Consider the following 24,491-nt stretch of genomic DNA (forward strand, 5'->3'; position numbering starts at 1 on the left):
GTCGGTCATGGCCGACTGCCAAATAAGCTAATAACAAGCAATTAAAGTGCCAGAGTCGGGGTTATAAATAACTTTCTTGATGAATACGTACGAAGAGCTTAGTGCCTATTTTACTGTAATCAACTTTGTACTCTCTGCCATCTAAGGCTTGGATAAACAACAAACGCTTTTCTTCTGCAAATACATCTGGGCTTGATACATACACCATCTCTAAGTAGCGCTCTTTGGCTTCACGACGGTTTTTTGGCAGGTCTTCTTTAAACGGCTCTAAACCATTTTGAGTAACTTTAATGCGTGGGTGGTTCTCACCATTCACAATCACTAAGTCGAGTTTTTTATCTTTATGTATAATTGTGTTTCGACCGCTTTTAATAAAAGAACGTTCTTGACTCATAGCCTTTTCCTACTACTTACTGCCACCTATAGCTTACTTTTTCAGTAAGCGAGTCTCTATAAACTCACTAGGATTCAGTTTCCAACGATTCAAATCAGCACTAAATTGCCAAATATCAACATCAAGTACATTGGCAGGCAATAATAAGTCGTATCCTGTCAACTGCCTTAAATGCTGCGTACGATTGGCAAACATGGCAATCAATCCTTTGTAAAGCTGACCACTTGGGGCAGTGTAGTCCGTCTCTTCTATTAACCATTTTGATGGGCAATCACCATTTTTGCAATGTTTTTGAATAACTTGCATAAATAGATGACGCTGCTCTATTAGTAATCGTCCGGCAATTCTTGGGTGAATCTGTGTTAAAAATTCATCTATGTTATTGAGTTTAATACCAACTGCATTTAACTCAAGGTATTCTAAGCCCTGTTCCACTTTTGGTATACCACTATGATGAAAATTAGCATGATTTAGCTGCCAATTCCCAACTTTGTGATGATAAATAAGTAAATTCTGAGTAAATGTTAGGCTAAAGTATGGTTCTTGAGTTTTTAAAAAGCCAATAAAAATTGCCGCTATGCAGGTTGTGGCTAAAAAAATCTCAACAATGCTAATTTCACCGGGCCTCAATAGGTTAACTAGCATAATAATGATTAACCCAATACCGCCCACAATTAAAAACTCACTGCCATGGCGGGATGCTTGTGCGCGCACTCTAAGTGCAGGAGGTTTCTTATCCATAAACAGAAAAGTAAAAAATAAACATCACAATTGTGACCAAAACTATCTTTCTAAGCGTTAAACAATAATTACATTTTGGCTCTTTACCCATACTAAAACCTCTCTTTTAGTCACAATAAAGGAACAAATTAGCCGAACTTTTAACTTTTACGCCAAATGCACAAATTTATGAGATACCTGACATACGGGGCACGTACTAATTTTGTACACTACACTCAACTAATTTTCTGGTAACACGATGATGTATTCTACACAATCTGGTAAAGCACTTTTTCCTTTTATTATTACCCTTTTGCTAGGGTTATGTATTTATTTGTATTTACCTTCAAGCCAAGGTGAGCAAAGCAACTTTGGCGACAGAGCAACGCAGGTGACAGCACACACTGTTACAGCCGAAGAAAATGCGGTGCTAATAGAAGCAATTGGTAGTGCTCGTGCTAACCAAGCGATTTATATTCGCAGTGCACAAAACGATTATGTTACCGATATCTTTTTCAATGATGGCGACTTAGTTAGTAAAGGTCAAAAGCTAGTTCAATTGCAATCTCAAGAAGAAGAGTTAGCAGTAAAAGAGTTAAGCATTAATTTACGTGAAGAACGCCGTCAACTTGAACGCCTTACTGAGCTATCTCGCTCACAGGCTACGGCTAAATCGTTACTAGAAGAGCAGCTATCTCGCGTAGACGCAACCGAAGCACAACTTGAAAGCGCTAAAACAAAACTTGCCGAAATGACGATTAAAGCACCGTTTTCTGGCTTACTTGGCAAGCGCGAAATTTCAATTGGTACTTATGTTAGCAATACTACAAACATCACCACCCTTGATGATATCAGCATCATTAAAGTCGACTTTAAAGTACCAGAAAAATACCTAGCGCAGTTACAGCTAGGAATGAAAGTGATGACCCAAAACGATGCTTACCCAGATAGAACCTTTAACGGTAAAGTGACGCATATTAGCTCGCGTATCGATTCAGTCACTCGTAGCGTTGAAGTGACTGCAAGCTTTATCAATGAAAAAGGCCTTTTACGCCCAGGTATGCTGTTAAACACCGCACTAGAGTTAAGCTCAAACCAAGCGCTAATGGTGCCAGAGAAAGCCGTCATTCCTCAGCAAGACAAACACTACGTGTTCCAAATTGAAGGTGGCGTTGCTAACAAAGTCGAAGTACATGTGGCGGGTCGTCACAATGGCTGGGTAGCTATTGATAAAGGCCTTGAAAATGGTCAGCAAGTCGTGACTGAAGGCATCATTAAAATCCGTACTGGCAGCAAAGTAAGTATCAAGGGCTAAACATGAAAATTACTGATACTAGTGTTAAACGCCCGGTCTTTGCTATCGTAATAAACCTGTTGTTACTTACCTTTGGTTTAGTGGCATTTTCTATGCTGCCACTGCGCGAATACCCAGATATTGAAACACCGATTGTCAGCGTTAGCACTGATTACACAGGTGCCAGCGCAGAGATTATTGAAACGAAAATCACCCAAGTACTCGAAAACCGCATTTCGGGTATCGAAGGCATTAAAAGTATTAACTCATCAAGCCGAAATGGTCGCTCAAATATCACCATTGAGTTTAATATCAGCCGCGATATCGATGCCGCATCAAACGATGTACGCGAACGTGTAGCCCGTGCCCTTGATAGCTTACCGGAGCAAGTTCGCCCACCAGAGGTCTCTAAGTCAAATAGTGATGAAAGCCCAATTGCCTGGTTTGTACTAAACAGTACCACTATGGATTCATTGCAGTTATCTGATTACGCACAGCGCTTTATTGTTGACCGATTAGCCGTTGTTGATGGTGTCTCTAACGTACGCGTTGGTGGCGAGCGTAAATACGCAATGAAAATCTGGTTAAACCGTAAAGCGATGGCAGCACGCGGTATTACCAGTAGCGATATTGAAAACACCTTACGCACTGAAAACGTTGAATTACCTGCCGGTGAAATCGAATCTATCGACCGTGATTTTACAGTACGTACCGCGCGTAGTTATAAAGATCAGCGAGACTTTCGAAACCTAGTAATCAAACGTGGCGATGATGGCTATTTAGTACGTTTAGGTGAAGTGGCTGATGTTCACTTAGAAGCTGCTGACGACGAAAGCTTATTCCGTGGCAATGGCCGTAATATGATTGGTTTGGGTATTGTAAAACAAGCCAAAGCCAATACCCTAACCGTGGTTGATAATGCCCGCGCAGAGCTTGAAAAAATTAAGCGTAACCTGCCAGAAGGCACCACCATTCAAGACAGCTATGACTCATCTATTTTCATCAAAGAGTCTATTGATGAAGTTTATAGAACCCTTGGGATTTCAATGGCGCTAGTTGTCTTGGTTATTTACCTATTTTTAGGCAATATCCGCGCAACCCTAGTACCTGCTGTAACCGTACCAGTGGCGTTAGTAGGCAGCTTTATGTTCTTGCTGGCTATGGGTTACTCAATCAACTTGTTAACTCTTCTGGCACTCGTGCTTGCTATCGGTTTAGTGGTAGATGATGCGATTGTAATGCTTGAGAATATTCATCGTCGTATAGAGTTGGGTGAGCCGCCACTGCTTGCTGCATTCCGTGGTGCCCGTGAAGTTGGCTTTGCGATTATTGCCACTACCCTCGTATTGATTGCGGTATTCGTGCCACTAGTGTTTATGGATGGCCGTATTGGTGCCCTCTTTACCGAATTTGCGATGGCAGTAAGTGCCGCGGTGTTCTTCTCGAGTATTACGGCGTTAACGCTTTCTCCGGCGCTTTGTTCTAAAGTGTTAAAAGCTTCAGAAAAAGAGAGTAAATTTAGCCAGTGGATGGATAGAACCTTCGCCAAAATCGAAAACGCCTATCGTAACTCTCTGGCTTCAAATATGGGCCGTAAGTGGAGCTTACTACTGACTATGATTTTGGCCGGTGTTGCCAGCTTTATGCTGTTTCAAAAAGTGCCTTCAGAGCTTACTCCAAAAGAAGACCGCGGTACTTTCTTTATCATGATGAGTGGCCCAGAGGGCGCAAGTTATGAAAATAACGCTGCAAACATGGCTAAAATTGAAGAGCGTTTAATGCCTTACTCTGAGTCTGGTGAATTGAGCCGAGTGCTTGTTCGTGTTCCGGGCTGGGGCGGCCAAGGTGGTGTTGCTATCATTGGTATGGCCGACTGGGATAAGCGTAAGCGCTCAACCTGGGAAGTGATGGACGAAATCAGCGGTAAAATGACTGAAGTGACTGATGTGCGTGCGTTTGCCATTATGCGCCGTGGTATTGGTGGCGGCGGTTCATCTCGTCCGATTGAATTTGTACTGCAAGGTAACGATTACGACCAGCTAGCCGATTGGCGAGACCGTATTATTAAGCGTGCTGAGAAAAACCCAGGCTTGGTAAGAATTGATCACGATTACAAAGAAACATTCCCGCAGTTTTTAATCAACATTGATAAAAACAAAGCCGCTGATTTAGGGGTTTCTGTATCGGATGTGGGTCGCACGCTAGAAACCATGTTAGGGCAACGCCGCGTAACGACCTTTATCGACCGCGGTGAAGAATACGATGTGATTTTAAAAGGCACCAAAGAAGACTTTGCTAACCCAACTGATATCTCAAATATCTATTTAAAATCACGTAGTGGCGAATTAGTGCCGCTTGATAGCTTAATTAGCTTAAAAGAAGAAGCCACTGCATCGCGTTTAAACCGTTATAACCGTATGCGCGCAATTACGTTAAGTGCGAACTTAGCAGATGGTTATACCCTAGAAGAAGCGCTTAACTTCTTAAATCAAGTTGCAGCAGAAGAAAACGACATCGACGGTGCAATTGACTACAAGGGTGAATCGCAGCTGTTCTATGAAGGTGCATCGGCGATGACCTATGTATTCATACTGGCACTGACAGTTACCTTCTTAGTACTTGCAGCCCAGTTTGAAAGCTTTATTCACCCATTTGTGATCATGCTTACTGTGCCACTTGGTTTAGTGGGTGCGTTATTTGGCTTGTGGTACACCGGACTTACTCTAAATATTTACAGCCAAATTGGTATCGTAATGCTGATAGGCTTGAGTGCGAAAAACGGTATCTTGATTGTTGAGTTTGCAAATCAGCTGCGCGATAAAGGCGTTGAGTTTAACGAAGCGATTAGCCAAGCGGCAACGCAGCGTTTACGCCCAATTATTATGACCTCATTGACCACAGTAATGAGCTCGGTACCGCTAGTACTTGCAAGTGGCCCAGGTGCAGAAAGTCGCATGGTAATTGGTGTGGTGGTATTTACAGGTGTTATTGTTGCAACCTTACTGACCTTATTCGTAGTACCTGCAGCATACAGCGCACTTGCTCGAAATACCCAGTCGCCTGAGTACTTGCAGAGCAAGTTAGAACAACAAGCAAAAGACAAGCCGTTAGAAGAAATTTAAACAAGCTTGAGCTTTAACAAAACGCCGTCTTTACGGCGTTTTGTTTTTTCGGCTATAGTCAGCAAAACGGTAAGGGAGTGAAATATGGATAACAACATACAAATAGCCACTTTTGGCGGCGGCTGCTTTTGGTGTATTGATGCCGCATTTAGACGCGTAAAAGGCGTGCTTAATGTCAGCTCTGGCTATGCCGGCGGTGAGATTGAAAACCCAAGTTATCAGCAAATTTGTACTGGCTTAACGGGTCACGCTGAAGTTGTTCAGCTCGATTTTGACAGCAGTATTGTAAGCTATAACACCCTACTTGAAATGTTCTTCACTTTACACGATGCCACACAGTTAAACCGCCAAGGTAATGATGTCGGCACCCAGTATCGAAGTGTTATTTACTATCATGATGAAAAGCAAAAAGCAGAATCTCAAGCCATGATTGATGCCTTACAAAAGCAAATTCGTGAGCCGATTGTCACCGAGCTTAGCCCGCTTACAAACTTTTACCCTGCAGAGCAGTACCATCAAGACTATTACAATGAAAACCCAAATCAAGGTTATTGCAGTATTCTGATTGCCCCTAAGCTTGCAAAGTTCGAACAGTATTACGCAGATAAACTAAAATGAAAAAAGCCCGCTAAGTAGGTAGCGAGCTTTTAGACGCAGAACTAATAATAACGCTGAGCTTGTTTTAACTTAAGACTAATGACATCAACGGGCAAATTAATGTCAATTACTAGCTATAAGTAAACAGCTCAACTGACCTTATTGGTTATTAGAACTGATAGCGGGCACCTACAAACAGGCGACGCTCGGCCGTGTTGTAGTAATAAAATTCGTCGTTGATGTAATCACCATCTAGGTCTGTACCATAGGCATCAACGGCGTTGTACTCTTTATCGAATAGGTTTTCTACACGTAGTGACACAGTTAAGTTGTCAGTTGCTTGGTAGTGACCAACTAAATTCCATAACGTATACGAAGGTAAGTGCGTTAACTTGCCATCACGATCACCACGGTATTGCATATCGATACCGGCATCAAAATCACCCCATGCTTTGTTTAATGACCAATTCACACTGTGATTTGACACATAGGTTAGTGACTGACCTGTCTCAGTATCTTCCGCTGAAAGGTAGGTAAAGTTAAAGCTGTGATCAAAGCCAAACACCTGGTTTTTAAAGCTAAACTCAACACCTTCGTGGCGAGCTTCGTTTATATTGGTTGGGATCCACTGCCCTGATGCATTTGGTGCCCAAGCGATTTTGTTGTCGATTTCGCTGCGGAAAATCGCAATATCAAGGCTGATATCATTCACATTGAGTGATAAGCCAAGCTCTTGGTTATCTGATGTTTCAGGGTTTAACTCTGGGTTACCTGAGCCTGGGTAATATAGGTCATTAAATGTTGGAGATTTAAAACCCGTACTTTGACTTACGCGGAATGTAGCGATGTCATTTAAGTGATAGCCAACAGCTGCGGTGTAAGTTGTTTCATCACCAAACTGTTGATCATCATCTTGGCGAACTGTTAGGTTTGCCAGTACTTGTTCGTCGTCATAATAAGCGCCAACAAACGCAGCGAATACTTCACGGCTGTCTTTTAAGTAAGTACCTGAGTTAGTGTTCACTTCATCTTTATACCAATTCAAACCGCCACTAAGAGTCAGCGCTTGATTGAAAAAGTATTGGCCATTGTAATCAATTTGCTCACGCTCAGTTTCAAACTTATCGACCACCGTTGCGCCTGTGTAATCAATACGTGAGTCATCTGAACTATCACTTGATATTGCAATATCAATGGCATGGCTGTGTTTTTCGAAAGCTTTTTTCCAACCTAGTGAAGCTTGGTAGTTTTCAAACTCGCCTTTTTCTACAGTGCTGTCTGCAGGGCTATAAGCGCTATCGTATTTTGCTTCGCCTTCTGAGTATTGTGCTTGCGCTAAAAACTCACCTAACTGCTCATTTTGATAACCTAGGTTAAAGCCAAGGTTTTTGTTCTCGTAGCCGTCTTCATCTGGCGCTAAGCCTTGCAGAACATCAAATCCATCTGTTTTTTCGTAACCGGCATTAACGGCCACATCAACACCCGCAAACTGACCACCTGTCGCTACTTGGTACTCTTGGTAAGAGTCTGAGCCAAAAGTAACATCTAAGGTCGTATTTTGTGCTTTACGCGTAATGATATTAATTACACCAGCTAGCGCATCAGAACCATATACAGCAGCACGTGAGCCTTTAATTACTTCAACACGCTCAATACTGTTTAAAGGAATATTGCTAATACTTTTATAGCCAAGTGTTGCAGAGCCGGTGCGTACACCATCAATTAAAATTAGCGTATGACGAGAACTTGCACCACGTAATGACACACCTGAGCTTTGCCCAAAACCACCATTAGCATTAATTTGAAAGCCTGCTTGAGTGGCCAGTAAGCTTGGTAAGTCACGAACATAGCTTGCTTCAATATCAGCACGGTCAATGACAGTAACGCTGGCTAATACATCATTAATTGATTGTTCGAATTTATTGGCAGTAACTGTGATGTGCTCGATCGATTGCTCGTCAGCAGATACAGAAAAAGACAACGCAGCAGCAACCGCTACGCCTAACGCAGATTTATTTAGCATGATATCCCCTAGCCTGTGCCCACCGCACACGCGAATAGTAAGTTACTTCAAGGCCGGTCTCCGGACTCTGTAAATGCATGGCATATACATTACCGTTGCGGGGGCAGTGTTGGCATTGTTTTCTCCCTGAAAACGCACCGACTTCCCGATTATCTTGCGACTATTTCACCCTTTGAAATAAAACGTATCTGAAGATACAGCAAGCACCTCGAAAATAGGCCGTTATTGTGATGATTTTGGGGAAGAAAGTCAATGGACGGCTATACTTCTAAACCAAAGTTTTAAGTCTAAAGCTTCAAGCTGCAAGTTAAGTGCTAAGGTGTAAGCCGAAAGTAAAAAAGCCAATCAGCATGGCTGATTGGCTTTTATAAAACAATGATTACCAGAAATACTCATGAGGTTTCGAGTTTCCTAACGGAAAAACAATTCCTTCTGGGTCAGCACCATTCAGCACAAGCTTACAAAGAGCTTTATTTAAACGTCTTCTTGGCTTGGTCATCGTCATTTTCACCCACCAACTTGGTGTTTGTTGGTAAAAATAAGTACTGTGTGGGCCTGTGTATTTTCTGTTTATTTTACCGTGTTTATTACGATCTATTGCTTTGTTTTTTACTGACATAAATATCCTCTAGCTGAAAATAGCTAGAAGATATCTTTTTCTCTGTAACCTAATATTTGTCTCAAAATACGCTCCTTGTAAAGTTCAGAAACTTGTAGGCTTATAGCTTAAAACTTACAGCTTAAAGCTAAAAACATAGAGTATTAATCGCGGAAGTTTTTGAACTGGAATGGTTGACCTAAATCAGCAGTACGAACAACTTGCATTGCTTCTTGTAAATCATCACGCTTTTTACCAGTTACACGTAATTCTTCACCTTGAATAGCAGCTTGTACTTTGATCTTTGAGTCTTTGATTAACTTAACGATTTTCTTCGCTACGTCTTTTTCGATACCTTGCTTAAGAGCAACGTCACGCATTACGTATTTACCGCTACGCGACTCATCTTTAAGCTCAAGGCTAGATACATCTAAGCCACGCTTTGAAATTTTCGCAGCAAGAATGTCAAAAAGTTGCATAACTTGTTGTGGTGCTTCTGCTTTTAACTTGATTACTTTGTCACTTAGTTCGATTGATGCATCAACACCACGAAAATCAAAACGCGTCTCTAGTTCACGCTTTGCATTATCTACTGCATTCTGCGCTTCGTTCATTTCTACTTCAGAAACAATATCAAATGAAGGCATGGGGTTCTCCTAACATAGTCTTTTTTAAATTCATTTATGGTTGGCAATTATAACGCTTATTTGTCGATTCTTTCTATTTTTATCCGACTTGTTCAGGTGCGATGCAAAAATTGTTTGATATACTGGCCATTCAATTTCGGCATTTTTTAGGGTTTATTGTGACAAGGCGTGTTTACCAAGTTATCTTTTTAGCCAGCATTATTGGCTTTACTATTTTATTTGCCAAAGAAATTAAAGGGGTGAGCAACCTCTTTCCACACGTTGATAAAGTGGCGCATTTTGGTATTTTCTTTGTACTGGCCATGGTGATGGACAAAGCCTTTAAATTGCCACTTATGGTGCAAATTTTACTGTTAGCCGGATATGGTGCAGCCATAGAGTTTATGCAAGATATGCTGCCTTACCGTCAAGCTTCGGTTGGGGATTTTGTAGCTGATTTTATCGGCGCTGTAAGTTACTTTATTATTAAACTTGGTTTTCATTTAGGTAGTAAGCAACGTAATGGCTAACATTTTAATTGTTGGCGACGGTGCAATTGGCTTATTGTTTAGTCATTTTTTATCTGCACAACATGACATTACATTGCTGACCCGTAAGCCGACCCTGACCACGCGTTTTTATCAAGCGAGTAATGGTAAATCACACCCAATTAAAGCTCGCCTTATTCACCACAAAGAGCTAAGCCAATCCGCCCCCTTTGACTTGGTGTTAATAACAGTAAAAGCATTTCAGGTGCAAACTGCCTTTGGACAAGTAGAACCTTATCTCAGTAAAACATGCCAAATCATTCTTTCTCACAATGGCATGGGGAATGTCGATGAGCTCAATACCCAACTTTTAAACACACAAGGGTTAGCGTTTTTAACAACGCGTTTAGCTGGTTTTAAAACAACGCCTTATAGTGTGAGCCATACAGGTAATGGTGAAAGCGTGTTAGGTGCATGTAATGCAGCTGCATGTGAAAGACTCAGTGAGCTTAAGCAGCAGTTTAGTTACTTACCACACTTTTCTGTGAGCGATGATATTCACTCATTGCGATGGCAAAAACTGTTAGTGAATATTGCAATTAACCCGTTAACAGCGATTCATAACGTAAAAAATGGCCAGCTACGTGCACCGCAATTTAGCACGCGCATAATCAATTTACTTAGTGAAGCGTGCCTGGTCGCCAATAAACAAGGGGTTAAAGTAAAACTCAGCGAGGCGCTGGATCAAGCCTATTCTGTGATGACAGCCACCGCTGAAAACTTTTCTTCTATGCAGCAAGACATCAGCCATAATCGAGAATCTGAAATTGATGCAATTTGTGGTTATGTGTGCGAGCAAGGCGCTAAGTTAGGGGTAAAAACTCCCTATAATCAGGCCATGCTGAGCATGATAAAAATAAAAAGTTAAGCTACAAGGGGAAAGGAGAAAGAGTAAAGTTACTTGCTTCTCGTTTCTCGTTTCTCGTTTCTCGTTTCTCGTTTCTCGTAATTATTTCAGGCATTAAAAAAGCGCGAACATGTCGCGCTTTTATCAGTATCTCTTACGGACGATACACTTTGACGTTGCTAAAGCCTTCTTCGTGCAAGATCAGCGCTTGTAGCTGGCTCATCACACCTTTAGCACAATATAAGTAATATTCTTTATCTTTTGGTAAGTCACCAAATTTAGTCGCTAAGCGGAAGAAAGGTAAATGTACAACTTCAATACCTTCAAGCTCTAATGGGTTTGCGTCTTCTTCTTCAGGTGAGCGAATATCAACAACAACCGCCCCTTCAGGTAAATCAGATACAGACTCAGCTTCTTTCACTTCTTCTTTTGCTTCGGTGTCGATATCGCGAATATCCATCACACGCGCATTCTCAACAACTGTATTTAGCACGTCGAAGTCAAACTTAGCTTCTTCGGCAAGAATAGTTTTGATTTTCGCTTTAACCGTTGGCTTTTTAGAAATTACGCCACAGTATTCAGGCATGCTTTCTGCCATCTCAGCCGTGCCGATTTGACGCGCAATATTGATTATATCTTGCTTGTCGTGTTGGATTAACGGGCGAATGATTAAAGTTTCCGTCACACGGTCAATCACACTCAAATTAGCCAATGTTTGGCTTGATACCTGACCAATACTTTCGCCTGTTACCAGTGCTTGTACACCTAGTTTTTCTGCAACTTGACTACCGGCACGCATCATCATTCGCTTAAGCACAACACCCATTTGGCTGTTTTCAACGTTCTCTAAGATTTCTGCTACAACAGGTTCAAAATCAACAGTAACAAATTTCACTTTATGAGTAGAGCTGAACTGTTTCCAGATATAATAACTCGCCTGCTTAACACCGATTTCGTGCGCAGCACCACCTAAGTTAAAGAACAAGAAGTGAGTACGCGCACCTTTACGGATCATTTGATAGCTGGCAACACCAGAGTCGAAGCCACCCGACATAAGCGACAATACATCTTCTTGTGTTGGCAGCGGGAAGCCCGCCATACCTAAGTGAGTTTGAGTAACAATGTATGCTTTATCATCACGTACTTCTAAGCGAACAGTCACTTCAGGGTGAGATAATTTAACGCGCGCACCTTCAACATGCTGATTTAAACCACCACCTACGTAGCGCTCTACATCGCTCGATGTGAAATCATGCTTACCAGAACGTTTACAACGCACACAGAAGGTTTTGCCCGCAATCGTATGGCCGATTAGTTCAAGTGCTTTTTGGTAAATATCGTCGATTGAGTCGAAGTCTGTTTCTGTTACTTCAATAAACTGTACGATACCTGGAATGCGTTTTAAGCCATCGATAATATCTAAGCGAACTTGCTCAGATTCTAGTAAGCTAACAACAGAGATATTGTCCCAGTTGTTTCTTACCTGAACTTTTTCGTCAACACGACGCAAAACGATCTTAATGTTATTTTCTAATAACTTGGTAAAACGCTTACGAACAGATTTACTCTTGATCGCGATTTCAGGGTGTAATTTGACGATAAATTTAAGCATAGTTCACTCTTAGACTGTGGATTTCACACGCCCTGAGGTATAGCAACCTCAAGGGCGCGCGATTATAACAAAAATTATAGCGTCTAGGAAATAAACTGCTTTGCGGGATTATTGTTCGCTTTGCTCTGTTTCAGCAAGGGCTAAATACTTAGCTCTTAATTGGTTAACTTGCTCTAGGTGTTGCTCAGTGCAATGAGCTTTTAATAGCAGTAATACTTTTAAAATACCGTTATAAATATCAGCTCTGGCAAGTTCACCACTTAAGCGACGAGCTTTGATGTAAGGCGTCCAAAAGCTCACGGTCATTTTAAGCATATGCGCAAGTTCTGTAACATCTTCGTCTTCAATGCAAATAACACCACCTTCACGTAATGCAAATAGCACATCTTTGACTTGCTCTAAAAGCTCAGCTTGAAACGCAATATAGCCTTTTTTCAGCTCTTCATCACGAGATAAAATATCGCCTAAGTTGTCGTAGAAAAACTGAAAACGCCACATTAATTCAAACAGTGAATCTAGATAACCGGCTAGATTCTCTAGCGCATCATCATCAGGCGTCAAAGGCTTAAAGTGTGTGTGTAAGTGGTCGCTATACAAAGCAAATATGTGACGAATAATATCTTCTTTATTTTTAAAGTGATAATACAAGTTACCTGGGCTTATCCCCATATGCGAAGCGATATGATTGGTTGTTATGGCACGCTCACCGTGGCGATTAAATAACTCGATGCTGGTGTGTATGATCTTGTCCTTTGTGCTCATAGCCTAATTACTCTGTTTTTTATGATTATTACGTTCCCCAGCCGAGCAGTATAAACAAATGCGCGGCAATTAAATACTACCTTGAAAAATATTAACCTCAATCGGTTTAGTACCTTATATAGGTGAAGGTTCCTAATCCGATACGCGTATTTTCTAAGCTGCATCGTCGAGAAAACACTGTTAATATAGCAGGCAAATTTATAAATCGCTGATAGTTATGAACGTTACTGCAATCTATCCGGGCACTTTCGACCCACTTACAAATGGCCATACAGACTTAATTCATCGCGCGGCAAAAATGTTCGATAAAGTAATTGTTGCCATTGCGCATAACCCAAGTAAACAACCCTGCTTTACCCTTGATGAGCGCGTTGAGCTTGCTAATAAAATTTTGGCGCATCTTGATAACGTGAATGTAATTGGTTTTTCAGGCTTATTAGCTGATTTAGCTCGCGACCATAATGCCGAAGTGCTTATTCGTGGTATTCGTGCGGTGTCTGACTTCGACTATGAATTTCAGTTAGCTAATATGAATCGTCGCCTGAATCCAGATCTAGAAAGTGTATTTTTAACACCGGCAGAAAAAAATTCATTTATTTCATCGACTCTCGTCAAAGAAGTCGCACGCCACAATGGCGATGTGAGCGAGTTTGTTGACCCTATTGTAGCTAAAGCCTTACAGGATAAAATTCACGGATGAAATTAAAAAAGTTCATTAGCTTAACTGCATTACTAATGATCTCTGCACCTAGTGTTGCTGGGCCATGGATAGAAAGTGACGACCCTTTACTTCGCGCTTCAATCGAAATGCTATTTAACCAAGGCATTATTAAACAGCCTATTAATAGCTACCCATTAATGTGGCAAGGTATCGCACGCGACCTAGACGTTGCCAATACCAGCCAACTAGATGAACGAAGCTTATTTGCCTACCAGCATGTTAAGCATGCCCTTGATAATGCTAAACAAAAAAGCAGCTCAGGTATTCGCCTAAACTACAACAGCGAACCTCTCGCTCAGCAAGGTTTTGGTAAACGCCACCAGCAAGAAAGCGGTGTAAATAGTTATGGTTCAATCACAGGGAAGCGTGTTAGCGCTAAAGTCAGTGTAAATTACGCCGATGACGCCCTTGATAAGCAGCATGTTACTTACCAAGATAGCTATTTAGCCGTACTCCTGGGTAATTGGTCACTTAGTGTGGAGCAAGTAAGCCATTGGTGGGGGCCAAGTAACGATAACGCCCTACTACTATCAAATAATGCGGCGCCAATGAAAGGCGTGCGCTTTACCAGAGCAAATACACAATATGTCGGTCCAACTTGGTTATCATTTATCGGTAACTGGCAGTTAACGGGTATCTACGCCAAACAAAAGCCATATCTAAATAACTCAGATGACGGTGACTTTTGGGCGCTCCGATTTGCAAGCACCCCATTAACAGGCCTTGAAATAGCAATTAACAGTGCAGGCTCTGATTATTTAACTAACCTAGAAATTGACCCTGTTACACTCGAAAGCAATGAATCAACACATCGTTTAACTAGTTTAGATGTTAAGTACTCAACCACTTTAGCGGCTCAACCTATTGCTTTTTATGCTGAGGTAATGGGTCGAAATGAAAGTGGCTTAGCACCGAGCGAGCCATTTTATACGCTAGGTGTTGAAAGCTATTTTGGCTCGAAAGAGAGCCTATTAAAAAGCTATTTTGAATACTCAAATACAGAGCAAACTTGTGAGCAAATTAGCGATTGCGTATATGGCTCTGGCAGCTATACACAACGCTCGCGCTTAATTGGCAGCTCAACACCACTACAAAGCAAATCGGCTATCCTTGGCGCCTATTACCACACTCTAAACGGTTATGGTGGCCATGCTAAGCTTCGTTGGATTGAAAGCGAAACCAAACACGCTGAGCTCGCGTCAGATATGAGTCAGCTGCAGTTAGAACTCGGTTATCAGCAATCTGTGTTTAACGGCCTGTGGAAAGTGACAGGACTTGTTTCAAAAGATGAAATAGGTGATGAGTCAGAAACAAATACAGCCCTTAGAACCAGTTGGGAATACCGCTTTTAACTAATTGAGGTTAAGCTGGTTCAGCTTGACCTCGAATTCGCCTATAAAGCTTCACAAGCCCTAAAAAATCTTTATTACTGAAAAGTGCGATGAGCATCATTGCATCCATAATATTGACAGTAACCGTATAAAAGCCCCATAACCACCACTCTTCGGTATTCTCAAGTATATTAATATCTATATACATGCTGATAAAAAGAGAGCTGTTAATTAATAAACCTAATAACACATAGAGTTTTGCAGGGTAACTATCGATCGATTTACCTTTAGATATAAGCAGTATTGCACCAATACAGGTGAGATCTAGAACTGTCCAAACTACATAGGCAGTTGCATAACTCATCGACTCTATCTGGAAAGTAGCTGAAGTTAGTGGATCTGAGGCTAAATAAGACAAAAACATTGTTAGCGAAATCCACATTAAAGTTTTATCACCATTGGGAACTATTGATTTACTAACCATGTTATATAGGAAAGCCATCAGAAATCCCCACATAATAAATGTTGCTAGATAAGCACTTACATACTTATGAAACTCAGCCAAAGCTTTTCACCTTTTCTTTTGAAAAATTCATGCATACAACACGATGAAGCTTTAGAAAATCCTTATTAAAAAGCAACACGAGAATCATAGTGACATCTACAGTGTTTACGCCAAATGAGTACAAAGTCCAAAGAAACCATTCAGATTTGTTTTCGTATATAAAAATATCGATGTATATCGATAACATTAGGATGGAATTGAGAGTAAGTCCGAAGAGGATATATGTTGTTCCGCAAAAGTTAGCTACCTTGGCACAATACATCCAAGATAAGACTAAAGCTATAGTGAGTAAGTCAAAGTAAAACCTGTTCAAATAACTATAAACAGAGAGTTTAACGAAGCCGCTGATGAAGTATGAAATCATCATAATAAAAGATAAAACAAGAACTCTACTATCTGTTTTATTGATATTAACCGCTAAGTTAAATAAAAAGGCCATCAAAAAGCCCCACTCTATGAAGGCCCCTAACAAGTCCCCCAAAAAAGCATCTATATACATCTTTAAGTTCTATAACTGCTTTTGAAGTTGTTTTGACTTACCTGTACGTAAAAAGCGGTTCTTTAACGCATTTAGACCCAAGATATCTCTATCAACGATGAGTGCGATAATCATCGTAAAATCGAGTAAGTAGACGGTGAATGAGTAAAAGTCCCATAAGAACCAAGGACTTACATTACCAGTAATATGTAAATCATAATACATCAATAATTGAAGTATCGTATTTGAGCAAAGTACAAAAATTACATAGGTAAATGCTGGTGACTTAACACCCTTAATAAAGTAGGTACAACTAAAAATTACAGCTAGGGTAATTACATCATAGATAGCCCAACTAAGGTAGACACTTGAATTATCGAACCAAGAGAATAGATGATCACTTGTAAAGTATGATGCAAAAACAACGAGCGATAGCATTAACAGAACATTATTTCTTTTAGCATTTGCAATCCAGAGAAAGGCATTAAAAAAAAATGCCATCATTAATCCCCATACAACCATTGCAGGAAGAGATAAACCAAAATGTTCTGTTAAATACATCTTTTACTCATAGTGTAATTAATTTGGGCGTTTATCCGGATCTAATACAATGATACCACCGCGTTGGATTTCAGCACCGCCAGATAAAGCCATGGCTTCACTTGATAAAGTTACTGTATCAGATTGCAGGGTTTTATTACTAGTAGTTTGTTCCATAGCTGGCTTTGTTTGTTGCATTTGGCTGTAAGCTTGCATTTGCAATTGGCTATTGTTTGAAACTTGCATAAGTTAATTCCTTTAAGTTAATTGTTTTTTCAGTACAGCTTACAATAGCTTGCAAGCTGAGTTAAGCGTTCTCATTTTTTTGACGCTTTTTTATACTTCATCGCGACGTTGCCACCGCGCTGATAATAAAAGCAATTAACGATCCAACTTTTATAAATTTTGATCTTTTTGATCATAAAAGTCAGCAAATCTAAATTTCAGGCATAAAAAAACGCACAGGGGTAACCGTGCGTTTTTCTCATCCAGGGAATTTAAGCCACGTGTTTACACGGGATCACCGCGCTATTACTTGGCTTTAAAATATATTCCATTGCCACTTCATCGCAGTTCTCTTTGCGAAGGCAAAGCTCACAATCTTTGATCACTTTTTCTGGCAAACTGTCCTTGCTACAAAAGCTGAAACCTTGGCTTGCAAAAAACTCTGGCACTCTTGTCAGGACAATTACCCGACTAAGCGCCAAGCTTTTGGCTTTTTTTAGCAAATGTTCAACAAGTTGACGCCCCTGGCCGGCAATTCGTGATTCGGGGTCCACCCCGAGCGAGCGAATTTCAGCAAGGCCAGTGTCGTAAATATACAGCGAGGCACAGCCTGCAACTTGGTTTTCAACTTCAGTGACAGCAAACTCATTAATTGAGTGAATCATGTCGCTTTTAGCTCGTGGTAGGTTTTCACCTACCGTAGCCCAATGCTGAATTAGCTTAGCAATAGACTCAACATCATTTAAGGTTGCGTCACGTACCGCTATTTGCTGTTTTTTTTTGCGTATTTGATGGCACTAGTTACTTGCTCAACAGAGGTGCCACCCAGAGCTTGTCTTGCTTTAATACAGGCGTCTAATTCTAATACAGGATATACATCTGATTCGAAAATGCTATGCACAGACTTAAATTGCTCTAAACTTAAATCTTCTAAGTTATTCCCTTGTGCAATAGCCATTTGCACGAGCGTACCAACAATGTGGTGACCTTCTCTAAATGGAATACCTTTAGCCACTAAATAGTCAGCAAGTTCAGTCGCATTTGAGTGACCACCTTTTGCAGCTGCTAATGTTTTATCTGCATTAACTTTAATGCCTTTGATACACGCTTGCGCCATATGAATACATGCCAGCCAAGTTGGCATCGCATCAAATAAGCCCTCCTTGTCCTCTTGCATATCTTTATTGTAAGCAAGTGGTAGGGCTTTTAGTGTCATCATCATGGCACTGAATGCGCCAAAAACACGGCCTGTTTTACCACGGATTAATTCAAGTGCATCTGGGTTTTTCTTTTGCGGCATTAGTGAAGAACCTGATGTCACCCCATCAGAAAGCTCAATAAAGCCCGCTTCACCAGAGTTATAGAAAATTAAATCTTCAGCCATGCGCGACAAGTGGATCATCGAAATCGATGCGCAGCTTAATAGCTCAACTACAAAATCACGATCTGATACAGCATCAAGGCTATTGCGTGTGGCACCGGTAAAACCTAACCCTTCGGCAAGAGTTTGCCTATCAATTGGGTACGCAGTCCCGGCTAATGCACCGCTACCAAGTGGGCAATAATTCATACGATTTTTGGCATCGGTTAAGCGGCTTTCATCACGCTCAAGCATTTCAACATAGGCCATACACCAATGACTAAATAGCACAGGTTGGGCGCGCTGTAAGTGTGTGTAACCAGGTAAAATAGTGCCAAGCTCACGCTCAGCTAAGGCAATAAACTCACCTTTCAGCTCTGCGATTGCTTCAAGAATATGCTCAGCTGTATCACGACACCATAAACGGAAATCTGTTGCTACTTGGTCATTACGGCTACGACCGGTGTGTAACTTTTTAGCAAGGTCACCCACTTTATCAATCAGTGCTGATTCAACATAAGAATGAATATCTTCATGTCCTGCTACAGCAACTGCTTGTGGGTTCGCTTTAACTTCATCTAACAGCTTATTAAGTGCTGCAACTAGGTCATCGTATTCTTGCTGGTTTAAAACGTTTACTTGTTTTAACGCTCCAGCCCAAGCAACTGAACCAATAATGTCTTGCTCTGCAAGTTGATAATCAAAAGGAAGTGAATCGTTGAATTGTTTAAACGCTTCATCTGGACCCGTAGAAAAACGTCCGCCCCATAGTGCCATTGAACTGTCTCCAAATTCGGCTATTGCCCTGCAATGCAGGGCAATAATTAAATTACTTTTTCGTTAGTGCTGAGATTCTGCTTGAAAGCGAGAATAAACGAATGAAGCCTTCTGCATGTGATTGGTCATATACATCATCTTCGCCGAAGGTTGCGAAATCTTCGCTGTATAAGCTATTCGGTGATTTTTTCTGTACCGCAGTGACTTGGCCTTTATAAAGCTTAAGCACTACTTCACCCGTTGCTAACTTAGACAGTGATTCAGCGCCTGCAAGAATCGAGTCTTTTAATGGCGTAAACCAACGACCGTCATAGACTAAGTGAGAGAACTCGCCACCAAGTACTTCTTTCCATTTACGGCTTGATTTATCTAGCACTAGCTCGTCAATAGCTTGAAGAGCAGCCATGATCACAGTGCCCCCTGGTGTTTCATAACAGCCACGCGACTTCATACCCACCAAGCGGTTTTCTACGATATCAACACGACCCACACCATGCGGAGCAGCAATGTCATTTAATTTAACTAAGCAGTCATATGGTTTAAGCGATTCACCATTAACAGCAACCACTTCACCTTCAACAACGTTTAATGTTACATATTCTGCTTCATTGGGTGCTTGCTCTGGCGAGTTAGTCCAAGTCCATACTTGATCACTTGGTTGGCACCATGGATCTTCAAGCTCACCACCTTCGTGAGAAATATGCCAAGCATTCGCATCACGGCTATAAATTTTTGTTGCTGACGCAGAACATGGAATATTACGCTCAGCTAAGTAATCAAGTAATGACTCACGGCTTGATAAGTCCCACTCACGCCATGGTGCAATCACTTTTAGATCTGGTGCAAGGGCTGCGAAACATGACTCAAAACGTACTTGGTCGTTACCTTTACCAGTACAACCATGTGAAAGCGCATCAGCACCTACTTTACGGGCAATTTCAACCTGCGCTTTAGCAATGATTGGACGCGCCATAGATGTACCTAGTAAATAAGTGCCTTCGTAAATAGAACCCGTTTTTAAAGTTGGGTAAATATAGTCGCTGACCATCTCGTCTTTTAAGTCAACGATATGGCATTCCGACGCACCTGAAGCTATGGCTTTTTCTTCAACGCCTTCAAGCTCTTCTGCGCCTTGGCCAACATCAGCAACAAACGCGATTACTTCACAGCCGTAGTTTTCTTTTAACCATGGCACGATTGCCGATGTATCAAGACCACCAGAATAGGCTAATACGACTTTTTTAATTGAACTCATTGGTGTTCCTTAAACAAAATTTGGATTTAATAATGTGACAAGTAGAGCATTTTGCGCGTGCATACGATTCTCTGCTTGTTGGATAATTTTTGATGCTGGGCCATCCATTACCTCAGAGGTAATTTCAAACTCACGATGCGCTGGCTGACAATGCAGTACCGTTTGCGCACCGGTTTTCTCTAGTAGGGCTTGGTTAAGCTGATAAGGCATATATTTAGCTTTAACCTGCTCAAGCGGTGTTTTATCACCCATTGAAACCCAGGTATCAGCATAGACTGCATTTGCGCCAACTGCCGCCTCAATTCTGTCACTCACCATGACAGAGGCACCATTCATTGCTGCAATTTGCTCTGCTTGCTTAAGAATTTGCGAATCTGGCGAACTACCTTTAGGACAAACTGCAACAAAATCAGTACCTAAAGTAGCGGCTAATAACATTAGAGAGTGTGTGACGTTGTTACCTTCACCTAAGTAAGCAAGCTTTAGTTTGCTAACATCGCCATGGACTTCTTGCAGCGTTAAAAAGTCAGCAAGCGCTTGGCACGGGTGATATAAGTCACATAAGCTATTAACAACAGGCACCGATGAATACTCAGCAAGCGTGGTCAGTGTTTTGTGTGCATTCACACGAGCAACAATGCCATCTGCCCAAGTTGAGATATTAAGAGCAAAGTCTTTAACTGATTCACGAGCGCCCATGGCACCATTTTGTGAATCTAAATAAACTGCGTGACCACCTAGTTTATTAATACCAATATCAAATGATAAACGAGTACGTAAACTTGGCTTTTCAAACAATGTAACCACTGATTTGCCCGCTAATGCTTGGCTGAAGTCAGCTGGGTTTGCTTTAATTTTTTGCGCTAAATTTAGTAATTTAAGTGCGCCTTTTTGGTCTAATTCAAGACCATTTAAGAAATTCTTTAACATGAAATACCTATGGTGTAATTTTCGTTCCTACATGTTCGCCTTTTAATAAAGCGACTAAGTTCTCTGGCTTCAGCCAGCTTGAGATATACACACCACGTCGTAAATGTTGGGCAGCAAGAAGGCTGGTCTTTACTTTGACCTCCATCCCGCCCTGAATGACTCCTTCAAGGATAAGTGTTTCGATTTGCTGCGTATTAAGTTGATGTAGAGGCTGCTTATTGGCATCAAGCACAGCTTCTACGTCTGTCATAAAAATAAGTTCTGCATTAAGCTCTTTAGCGATAGCCGCTGCAGCTTCATCTGCATTGACGTTGTACCATTGGCCATCTTCCCCAAAGCCAATAGAGCTCACTAGGGGTAAACGACCTTGTTCAAGCATGCTAGGTAGCACGCTGTCACAACTACCTGAGCACTGACCTACTTGCGCCAATACTTTAAGTTTTTCAGATACCAGTACACCCGCTTCATAAAGGCTTAAACCCACAGGTTTGTGGCCAGCGCTGATTGCTTGGCTCATCAATTGTTTATTGGCACAACCGGCAAGAGCACCAACAATATATGGCATTTGCTCATTTGGGCTGATACGTAGACCTTGATGTTTTGCAGTCACAAAGCCGGCGTCTTTAAGCCAAGCATCCACCAAGGCACCACCACCATGAACAATGACAAAGTTATCTTGTTGCTCAGAGGCTAAAACATCAAAAAGCGCTTTTGCGGCATCTGCGCTATTTAACACAGCACCACCGACTTTAATGATCCAAGTTTTCATTACAGCGCTCCTACTAAGCCAGTATGGTGAGGTTCACCCATGGCTAAATTAATGCACTGTAATGCTTGCCCAGCGGCACCTTTTAGAAGGTTATCAATCGCTGACATAACGATGAGTTGCTCACCTTTTTGTTGCCATGCAATATCAACATATGGTTGTTTAGCTACGCCTTTAATGCTTGGAATTTTATTGCCAAGTAAACGAATTAAAGGCTCATTTGCTAACACTTGATATGCCGTGCTCACTTGCTCTGCAGTTACACCTGGTTTTAATTGCACATAAATAGTTTCTAAAATTCCACGGGGGAAGTTACCCAAATGTGGCGTGAATAGCACAGAGTGACCAAGGTGCTGCTCAATCTCAGGTGTGTGTCTGTGGTTAAACAAGCCATAAGGAGCAAGTGACACTTCGCAAAAGTGAGTATTAACACTGGCTTTTCTACCAGCGCCTGTAACACCTGACACCGCATTAACAATAATGGCTTGATCAGCTAATAAACCCGCTTCTTTAAGTGGTTTTAAAGAATTAAGTGCTGCTGTTGGGTAACAACCCGCTACAGCAACAAGGTTTGCTTTACTAATCGCATCGCTATTCCATTCAGCTAAACCATATGCTGCTTGCTCTAAAAGCTCAGGATGTTCATGTGCGAAACCGTAATAAGTTAGGTAATCCTCATTCCCAGCTAAACGGAAACCACCAGATAGGTCGAATACTTTTTTACCCATGGCTAAAAATTGGGGAGCAAGATCAACACTGACCTTGTGATCTGTACACAGGCATACATAGTCAGCATTGCTTTCGATATCTTTGTACGCTTCAGAAGTTAGAGGTTGCAGTGTGTACTCTAACAATCCAAGGTGCTCAGGGTATAAATCGCTTAATAATTTACCTTTATCTAAACTCCCTTCAGACACATAACATGCTTTAAGGGTCAGTTTTGGATGCTTAGCAACTAAACTTGCCAGCTCTGCGCCGCTATAACCACTCGCGCCAATAATCACTACATTCATTGCTTACTTTTACCTATTAAATCTGTTTATCGATACGCCTAAAATTACTCGCTCAATTGCGAATAAAAACACTGTCTAAAGTAATGAAATCAGGTTATCGTCGTTTCGTGTTCATCGTACAGCTTTACTAATATTTATGCTTAAAAAGTGAATTGATATTCATCATAAATACTTTTATATTGTTATGCAATTAGATTGAATAATTATTTTTGGATTTTTTTATGTCGCTACCCTCTTTTATATCTATGTATCAGCAGCTAATTGCTGCCCCTTCAATTAGTGCGATTGAAGATTCTTTGTGCATGAGCAATAAAGGGGTTATTACCTTGCTCGCAAACTGGTGCGAAAGCCTTGGTTTTACATGTGAAATCACAGAGCTTGAAAACGGTAAAGGCCGTTACAACTTATTAGCGAAGCGCGGTGAAGGAGATGGCGGTTTAATGCTTGCAGGTCATACTGACACAGTGCCATTTGATGATAGCCGCTGGAATTACGATCCGTTTAAACTCAGCGAACATGACAATAAACTTTACGGTTTAGGTAGTATTGATATGAAGGGCTTTTTTGCCTTTGTATTGCAAGCAATTAGTGAGCTCGATGAAACTAAACAAACAGAGCCACTATTAATTTTAGCCACAGCCGATGAAGAAACCACAATGGCCGGTGCACAACAAATTTGCCGCCACCCAGACTTAAAACCAGCGCGCTGTATTATTGGTGAGCCAACTGATATGACACCAGTATTTACTCATAAAGGCCATATGAGTACAGCGATCCGAGTAATTGGTCGCTCAGGCCATAGTTCAGATCCTGAACGTGGTTTAAACGCCATCGAAGTCATGCATAAAATGATTACAAAATTGTTAATCATCAAAGAAGAATTAAAGAATAAATATTCAGTTGAGCACTTTGAAATTCCGTACCCTACTTTGAACCTTGGCCATATCCATGGTGGCGATAATGCCAACCGCATTTGTGGCTGCTGTGAAATGCACATTGATATGCGGCCTTTACCTGGTTTAAGTGTGCAAGAACTACAAGCGATTTTGCTAACAGCCGCAGAAGAGATTAATGCCCAATACCCAAATGCAGTGAGCGTTATCGACATGCATGAACCTATCCCAGCATTTAGTGGTAGCACTGATACAGCATTAGTAAAACTGGCCGAAAAAATCTCGGGTCAACCAGCTGTCGCTGTAAACTATTGTACCGAAGCTCCTTTTATTCAACAGCTTGGCTGTGAAACCATCGTCATGGGACCTGGCTCAATTAACCAAGCCCACCAGCCAGATGAGTTTTTGGCGATGGAAAAAATAAAACCTTCGCAAGCTATTATCAGTGACATGATTAAAGCAAGCTGCTTTAGCGAATAGGAGCATCACGCTCC

Annotated in this window: 22 protein-coding genes, 1 pseudogene and 1 riboswitch; of the genes and pseudogenes, 8 read left to right on the top strand and 15 right to left on the bottom strand. The window is 41.3% G+C overall.

The genetic code is table 11. From position 1 onward, the window contains the following. Nucleotides 1-61 precede the first annotated feature (61 nt). Nucleotides 62-394 (bottom strand): hypothetical protein, encoded by a 333-nt coding sequence (locus PASHI_RS16575; protein ID WP_062566407.1) that lies wholly within the window; start codon nt 392-394, stop codon nt 62-64. A 33-nt stretch (nt 395-427) separates the two neighbouring features. Then, entirely contained in the window at nt 428-1,135 is a 708-nt protein-coding gene (locus PASHI_RS16580) for a DUF2982 domain-containing protein (protein WP_062566408.1), read from the bottom strand. Nucleotides 1,136-1,376: 241 nt separating this feature from the next. On the opposite strand from PASHI_RS16580, the gene PASHI_RS16585 reads away from it, so the two are divergent. The 3 genes from PASHI_RS16585 to msrA all read left to right on the top strand — a co-directional run bounded on the left by PASHI_RS16585 (nt 1,377) and on the right by msrA (nt 6,148). Then, nucleotides 1,377-2,429: an efflux RND transporter periplasmic adaptor subunit gene (locus PASHI_RS16585; protein ID WP_062566594.1), complete on the top strand. Its 1,053-nt coding sequence runs from the start codon at nt 1,377-1,379 to the stop codon at nt 2,427-2,429. A 2-nt stretch (nt 2,430-2,431) separates the two neighbouring features. Then, nucleotides 2,432-5,530 (top strand): efflux RND transporter permease subunit, encoded by a 3,099-nt coding sequence (locus PASHI_RS16590; protein ID WP_062566409.1) that lies wholly within the window; start codon nt 2,432-2,434, stop codon nt 5,528-5,530. Nucleotides 5,531-5,614: 84 nt separating this feature from the next. Next, complete coding sequence (gene msrA / locus PASHI_RS16595) at nt 5,615-6,148, top strand: peptide-methionine (S)-S-oxide reductase MsrA (protein ID WP_054560929.1); 534 nt, start codon at nt 5,615-5,617, stop codon at nt 6,146-6,148. A gap of 148 nt (nt 6,149-6,296) precedes the next feature. Here the strand turns inward: msrA and PASHI_RS16600 are convergent, their stop codons facing one another. The 3 genes from PASHI_RS16600 to PASHI_RS16610 form a co-directional block, all read right to left on the bottom strand. After that, a complete protein-coding gene (locus tag PASHI_RS16600) occupies nt 6,297-8,150 on the bottom strand; it encodes a TonB-dependent receptor domain-containing protein (protein WP_062566410.1) in 1,854 nt (617 codons plus the stop codon). Nucleotides 8,151-8,184: 34 nt separating this feature from the next. Continuing rightward, nucleotides 8,185-8,340: riboswitch (cobalamin riboswitch) on the bottom strand. A gap of 189 nt (nt 8,341-8,529) precedes the next feature. Further along, nucleotides 8,530-8,769 carry a hypothetical protein gene (locus PASHI_RS16605; protein ID WP_054551105.1) on the bottom strand — a complete coding sequence of 80 codons (240 nt, stop codon included), beginning with the start codon at nt 8,767-8,769 and terminating at the stop codon, nt 8,530-8,532. Between the two features lie 143 nt (nt 8,770-8,912). Continuing rightward, nucleotides 8,913-9,395: a YajQ family cyclic di-GMP-binding protein gene (locus PASHI_RS16610; RefSeq protein ID WP_054551104.1), complete on the bottom strand. Its 483-nt coding sequence runs from the start codon at nt 9,393-9,395 to the stop codon at nt 8,913-8,915. 158 nt (nt 9,396-9,553) lie between these two features. Here PASHI_RS16610 and PASHI_RS16615 point away from each other — a divergent pair, with 158 nt between their 5' ends. Beyond that, nucleotides 9,554-9,904 carry a VanZ family protein gene (locus tag PASHI_RS16615; protein ID WP_055021578.1) on the top strand — a complete coding sequence of 117 codons (351 nt, stop codon included), beginning with the start codon at nt 9,554-9,556 and terminating at the stop codon, nt 9,902-9,904. After that, on the top strand, nt 9,897-10,790 hold the full coding sequence (locus tag PASHI_RS16620; protein WP_062566411.1) for a ketopantoate reductase family protein: 894 nt from the start codon (nt 9,897-9,899) through the stop codon (nt 10,788-10,790). The genes PASHI_RS16615 and PASHI_RS16620 overlap by 8 nt, the downstream gene beginning before the upstream one ends. A gap of 133 nt (nt 10,791-10,923) precedes the next feature. Here PASHI_RS16620 and thiI read toward each other — a convergent pair whose 3' ends face one another. Then, a complete protein-coding gene (gene thiI, locus PASHI_RS16625) occupies nt 10,924-12,381 on the bottom strand; it encodes a tRNA uracil 4-sulfurtransferase ThiI (protein WP_062566412.1) in 1,458 nt (485 codons plus the stop codon). Between the two features lie 108 nt (nt 12,382-12,489). Beyond that, entirely contained in the window at nt 12,490-13,143 is a 654-nt protein-coding gene (locus PASHI_RS16630; protein WP_054560933.1) for a TetR/AcrR family transcriptional regulator, read from the bottom strand. Nucleotides 13,144-13,360: 217 nt separating this feature from the next. Here PASHI_RS16630 and coaD point away from each other — a divergent pair, with 217 nt between their 5' ends. Together coaD and PASHI_RS16640 are read left to right on the top strand one after the other, a co-directional pair. After that, on the top strand, nt 13,361-13,843 hold the full coding sequence (gene coaD / locus PASHI_RS16635) for a pantetheine-phosphate adenylyltransferase (protein ID WP_058585805.1): 483 nt from the start codon (nt 13,361-13,363) through the stop codon (nt 13,841-13,843). Next, nucleotides 13,840-15,216, top strand: a complete 1,377-nt coding sequence (locus tag PASHI_RS16640; protein WP_062566413.1) for a capsule assembly Wzi family protein — start codon at nt 13,840-13,842, stop codon at nt 15,214-15,216. Before coaD ends, PASHI_RS16640 begins: the two co-directional genes overlap by 4 nt. Before the next feature lie 10 nt (nt 15,217-15,226). Here PASHI_RS16640 and PASHI_RS16645 read toward each other — a convergent pair whose 3' ends face one another. The 8 genes and pseudogenes from PASHI_RS16645 to argC form a co-directional block, all read right to left on the bottom strand. Further along, a complete protein-coding gene (locus tag PASHI_RS16645) occupies nt 15,227-15,760 on the bottom strand; it encodes a hypothetical protein (RefSeq protein WP_062566414.1) in 534 nt (177 codons plus the stop codon). Between the two features lie 508 nt (nt 15,761-16,268). Next, complete coding sequence (locus PASHI_RS16655; protein ID WP_156426502.1) at nt 16,269-16,742, bottom strand: hypothetical protein; 474 nt, start codon at nt 16,740-16,742, stop codon at nt 16,269-16,271. Between the two features lie 75 nt (nt 16,743-16,817). After that, entirely contained in the window at nt 16,818-17,024 is a 207-nt protein-coding gene (locus PASHI_RS16660) for a hypothetical protein (protein WP_062566416.1), read from the bottom strand. 251 nt (nt 17,025-17,275) lie between these two features. Further along, nucleotides 17,276-19,140 (bottom strand): annotated as a pseudogene (gene argH, locus PASHI_RS16670) (argininosuccinate lyase). 52 nt (nt 19,141-19,192) lie between these two features. Then, nucleotides 19,193-20,395, bottom strand: coding sequence for an argininosuccinate synthase (locus tag PASHI_RS16675; RefSeq protein ID WP_054551091.1), 1,203 nt, complete (start codon nt 20,393-20,395; stop codon nt 19,193-19,195). A gap of 9 nt (nt 20,396-20,404) precedes the next feature. Then, nucleotides 20,405-21,325, bottom strand: a complete 921-nt coding sequence (locus PASHI_RS16680; RefSeq protein ID WP_055198268.1) for an ornithine carbamoyltransferase — start codon at nt 21,323-21,325, stop codon at nt 20,405-20,407. A gap of 7 nt (nt 21,326-21,332) precedes the next feature. Continuing rightward, a complete protein-coding gene (argB, locus tag PASHI_RS16685; RefSeq protein ID WP_054560942.1) occupies nt 21,333-22,094 on the bottom strand; it encodes an acetylglutamate kinase in 762 nt (253 codons plus the stop codon). After that, complete coding sequence (gene argC, locus PASHI_RS16690; protein ID WP_062566418.1) at nt 22,094-23,104, bottom strand: N-acetyl-gamma-glutamyl-phosphate reductase; 1,011 nt, start codon at nt 23,102-23,104, stop codon at nt 22,094-22,096. Before argC ends, argB begins: the two co-directional genes overlap by 1 nt. Nucleotides 23,105-23,325: 221 nt before the next feature. Here argC and argE point away from each other — a divergent pair, with 221 nt between their 5' ends. Then, entirely contained in the window at nt 23,326-24,477 is a 1,152-nt protein-coding gene (gene argE / locus PASHI_RS16695) for an acetylornithine deacetylase (RefSeq protein ID WP_062566419.1), read from the top strand. Nucleotides 24,478-24,491 lie beyond the last annotated feature (14 nt).

Source organism: Pseudoalteromonas shioyasakiensis, from assembly GCF_001550135.1.
Classification (GTDB): Bacteria; Pseudomonadota; Gammaproteobacteria; order Enterobacterales; family Alteromonadaceae; genus Pseudoalteromonas; species Pseudoalteromonas shioyasakiensis.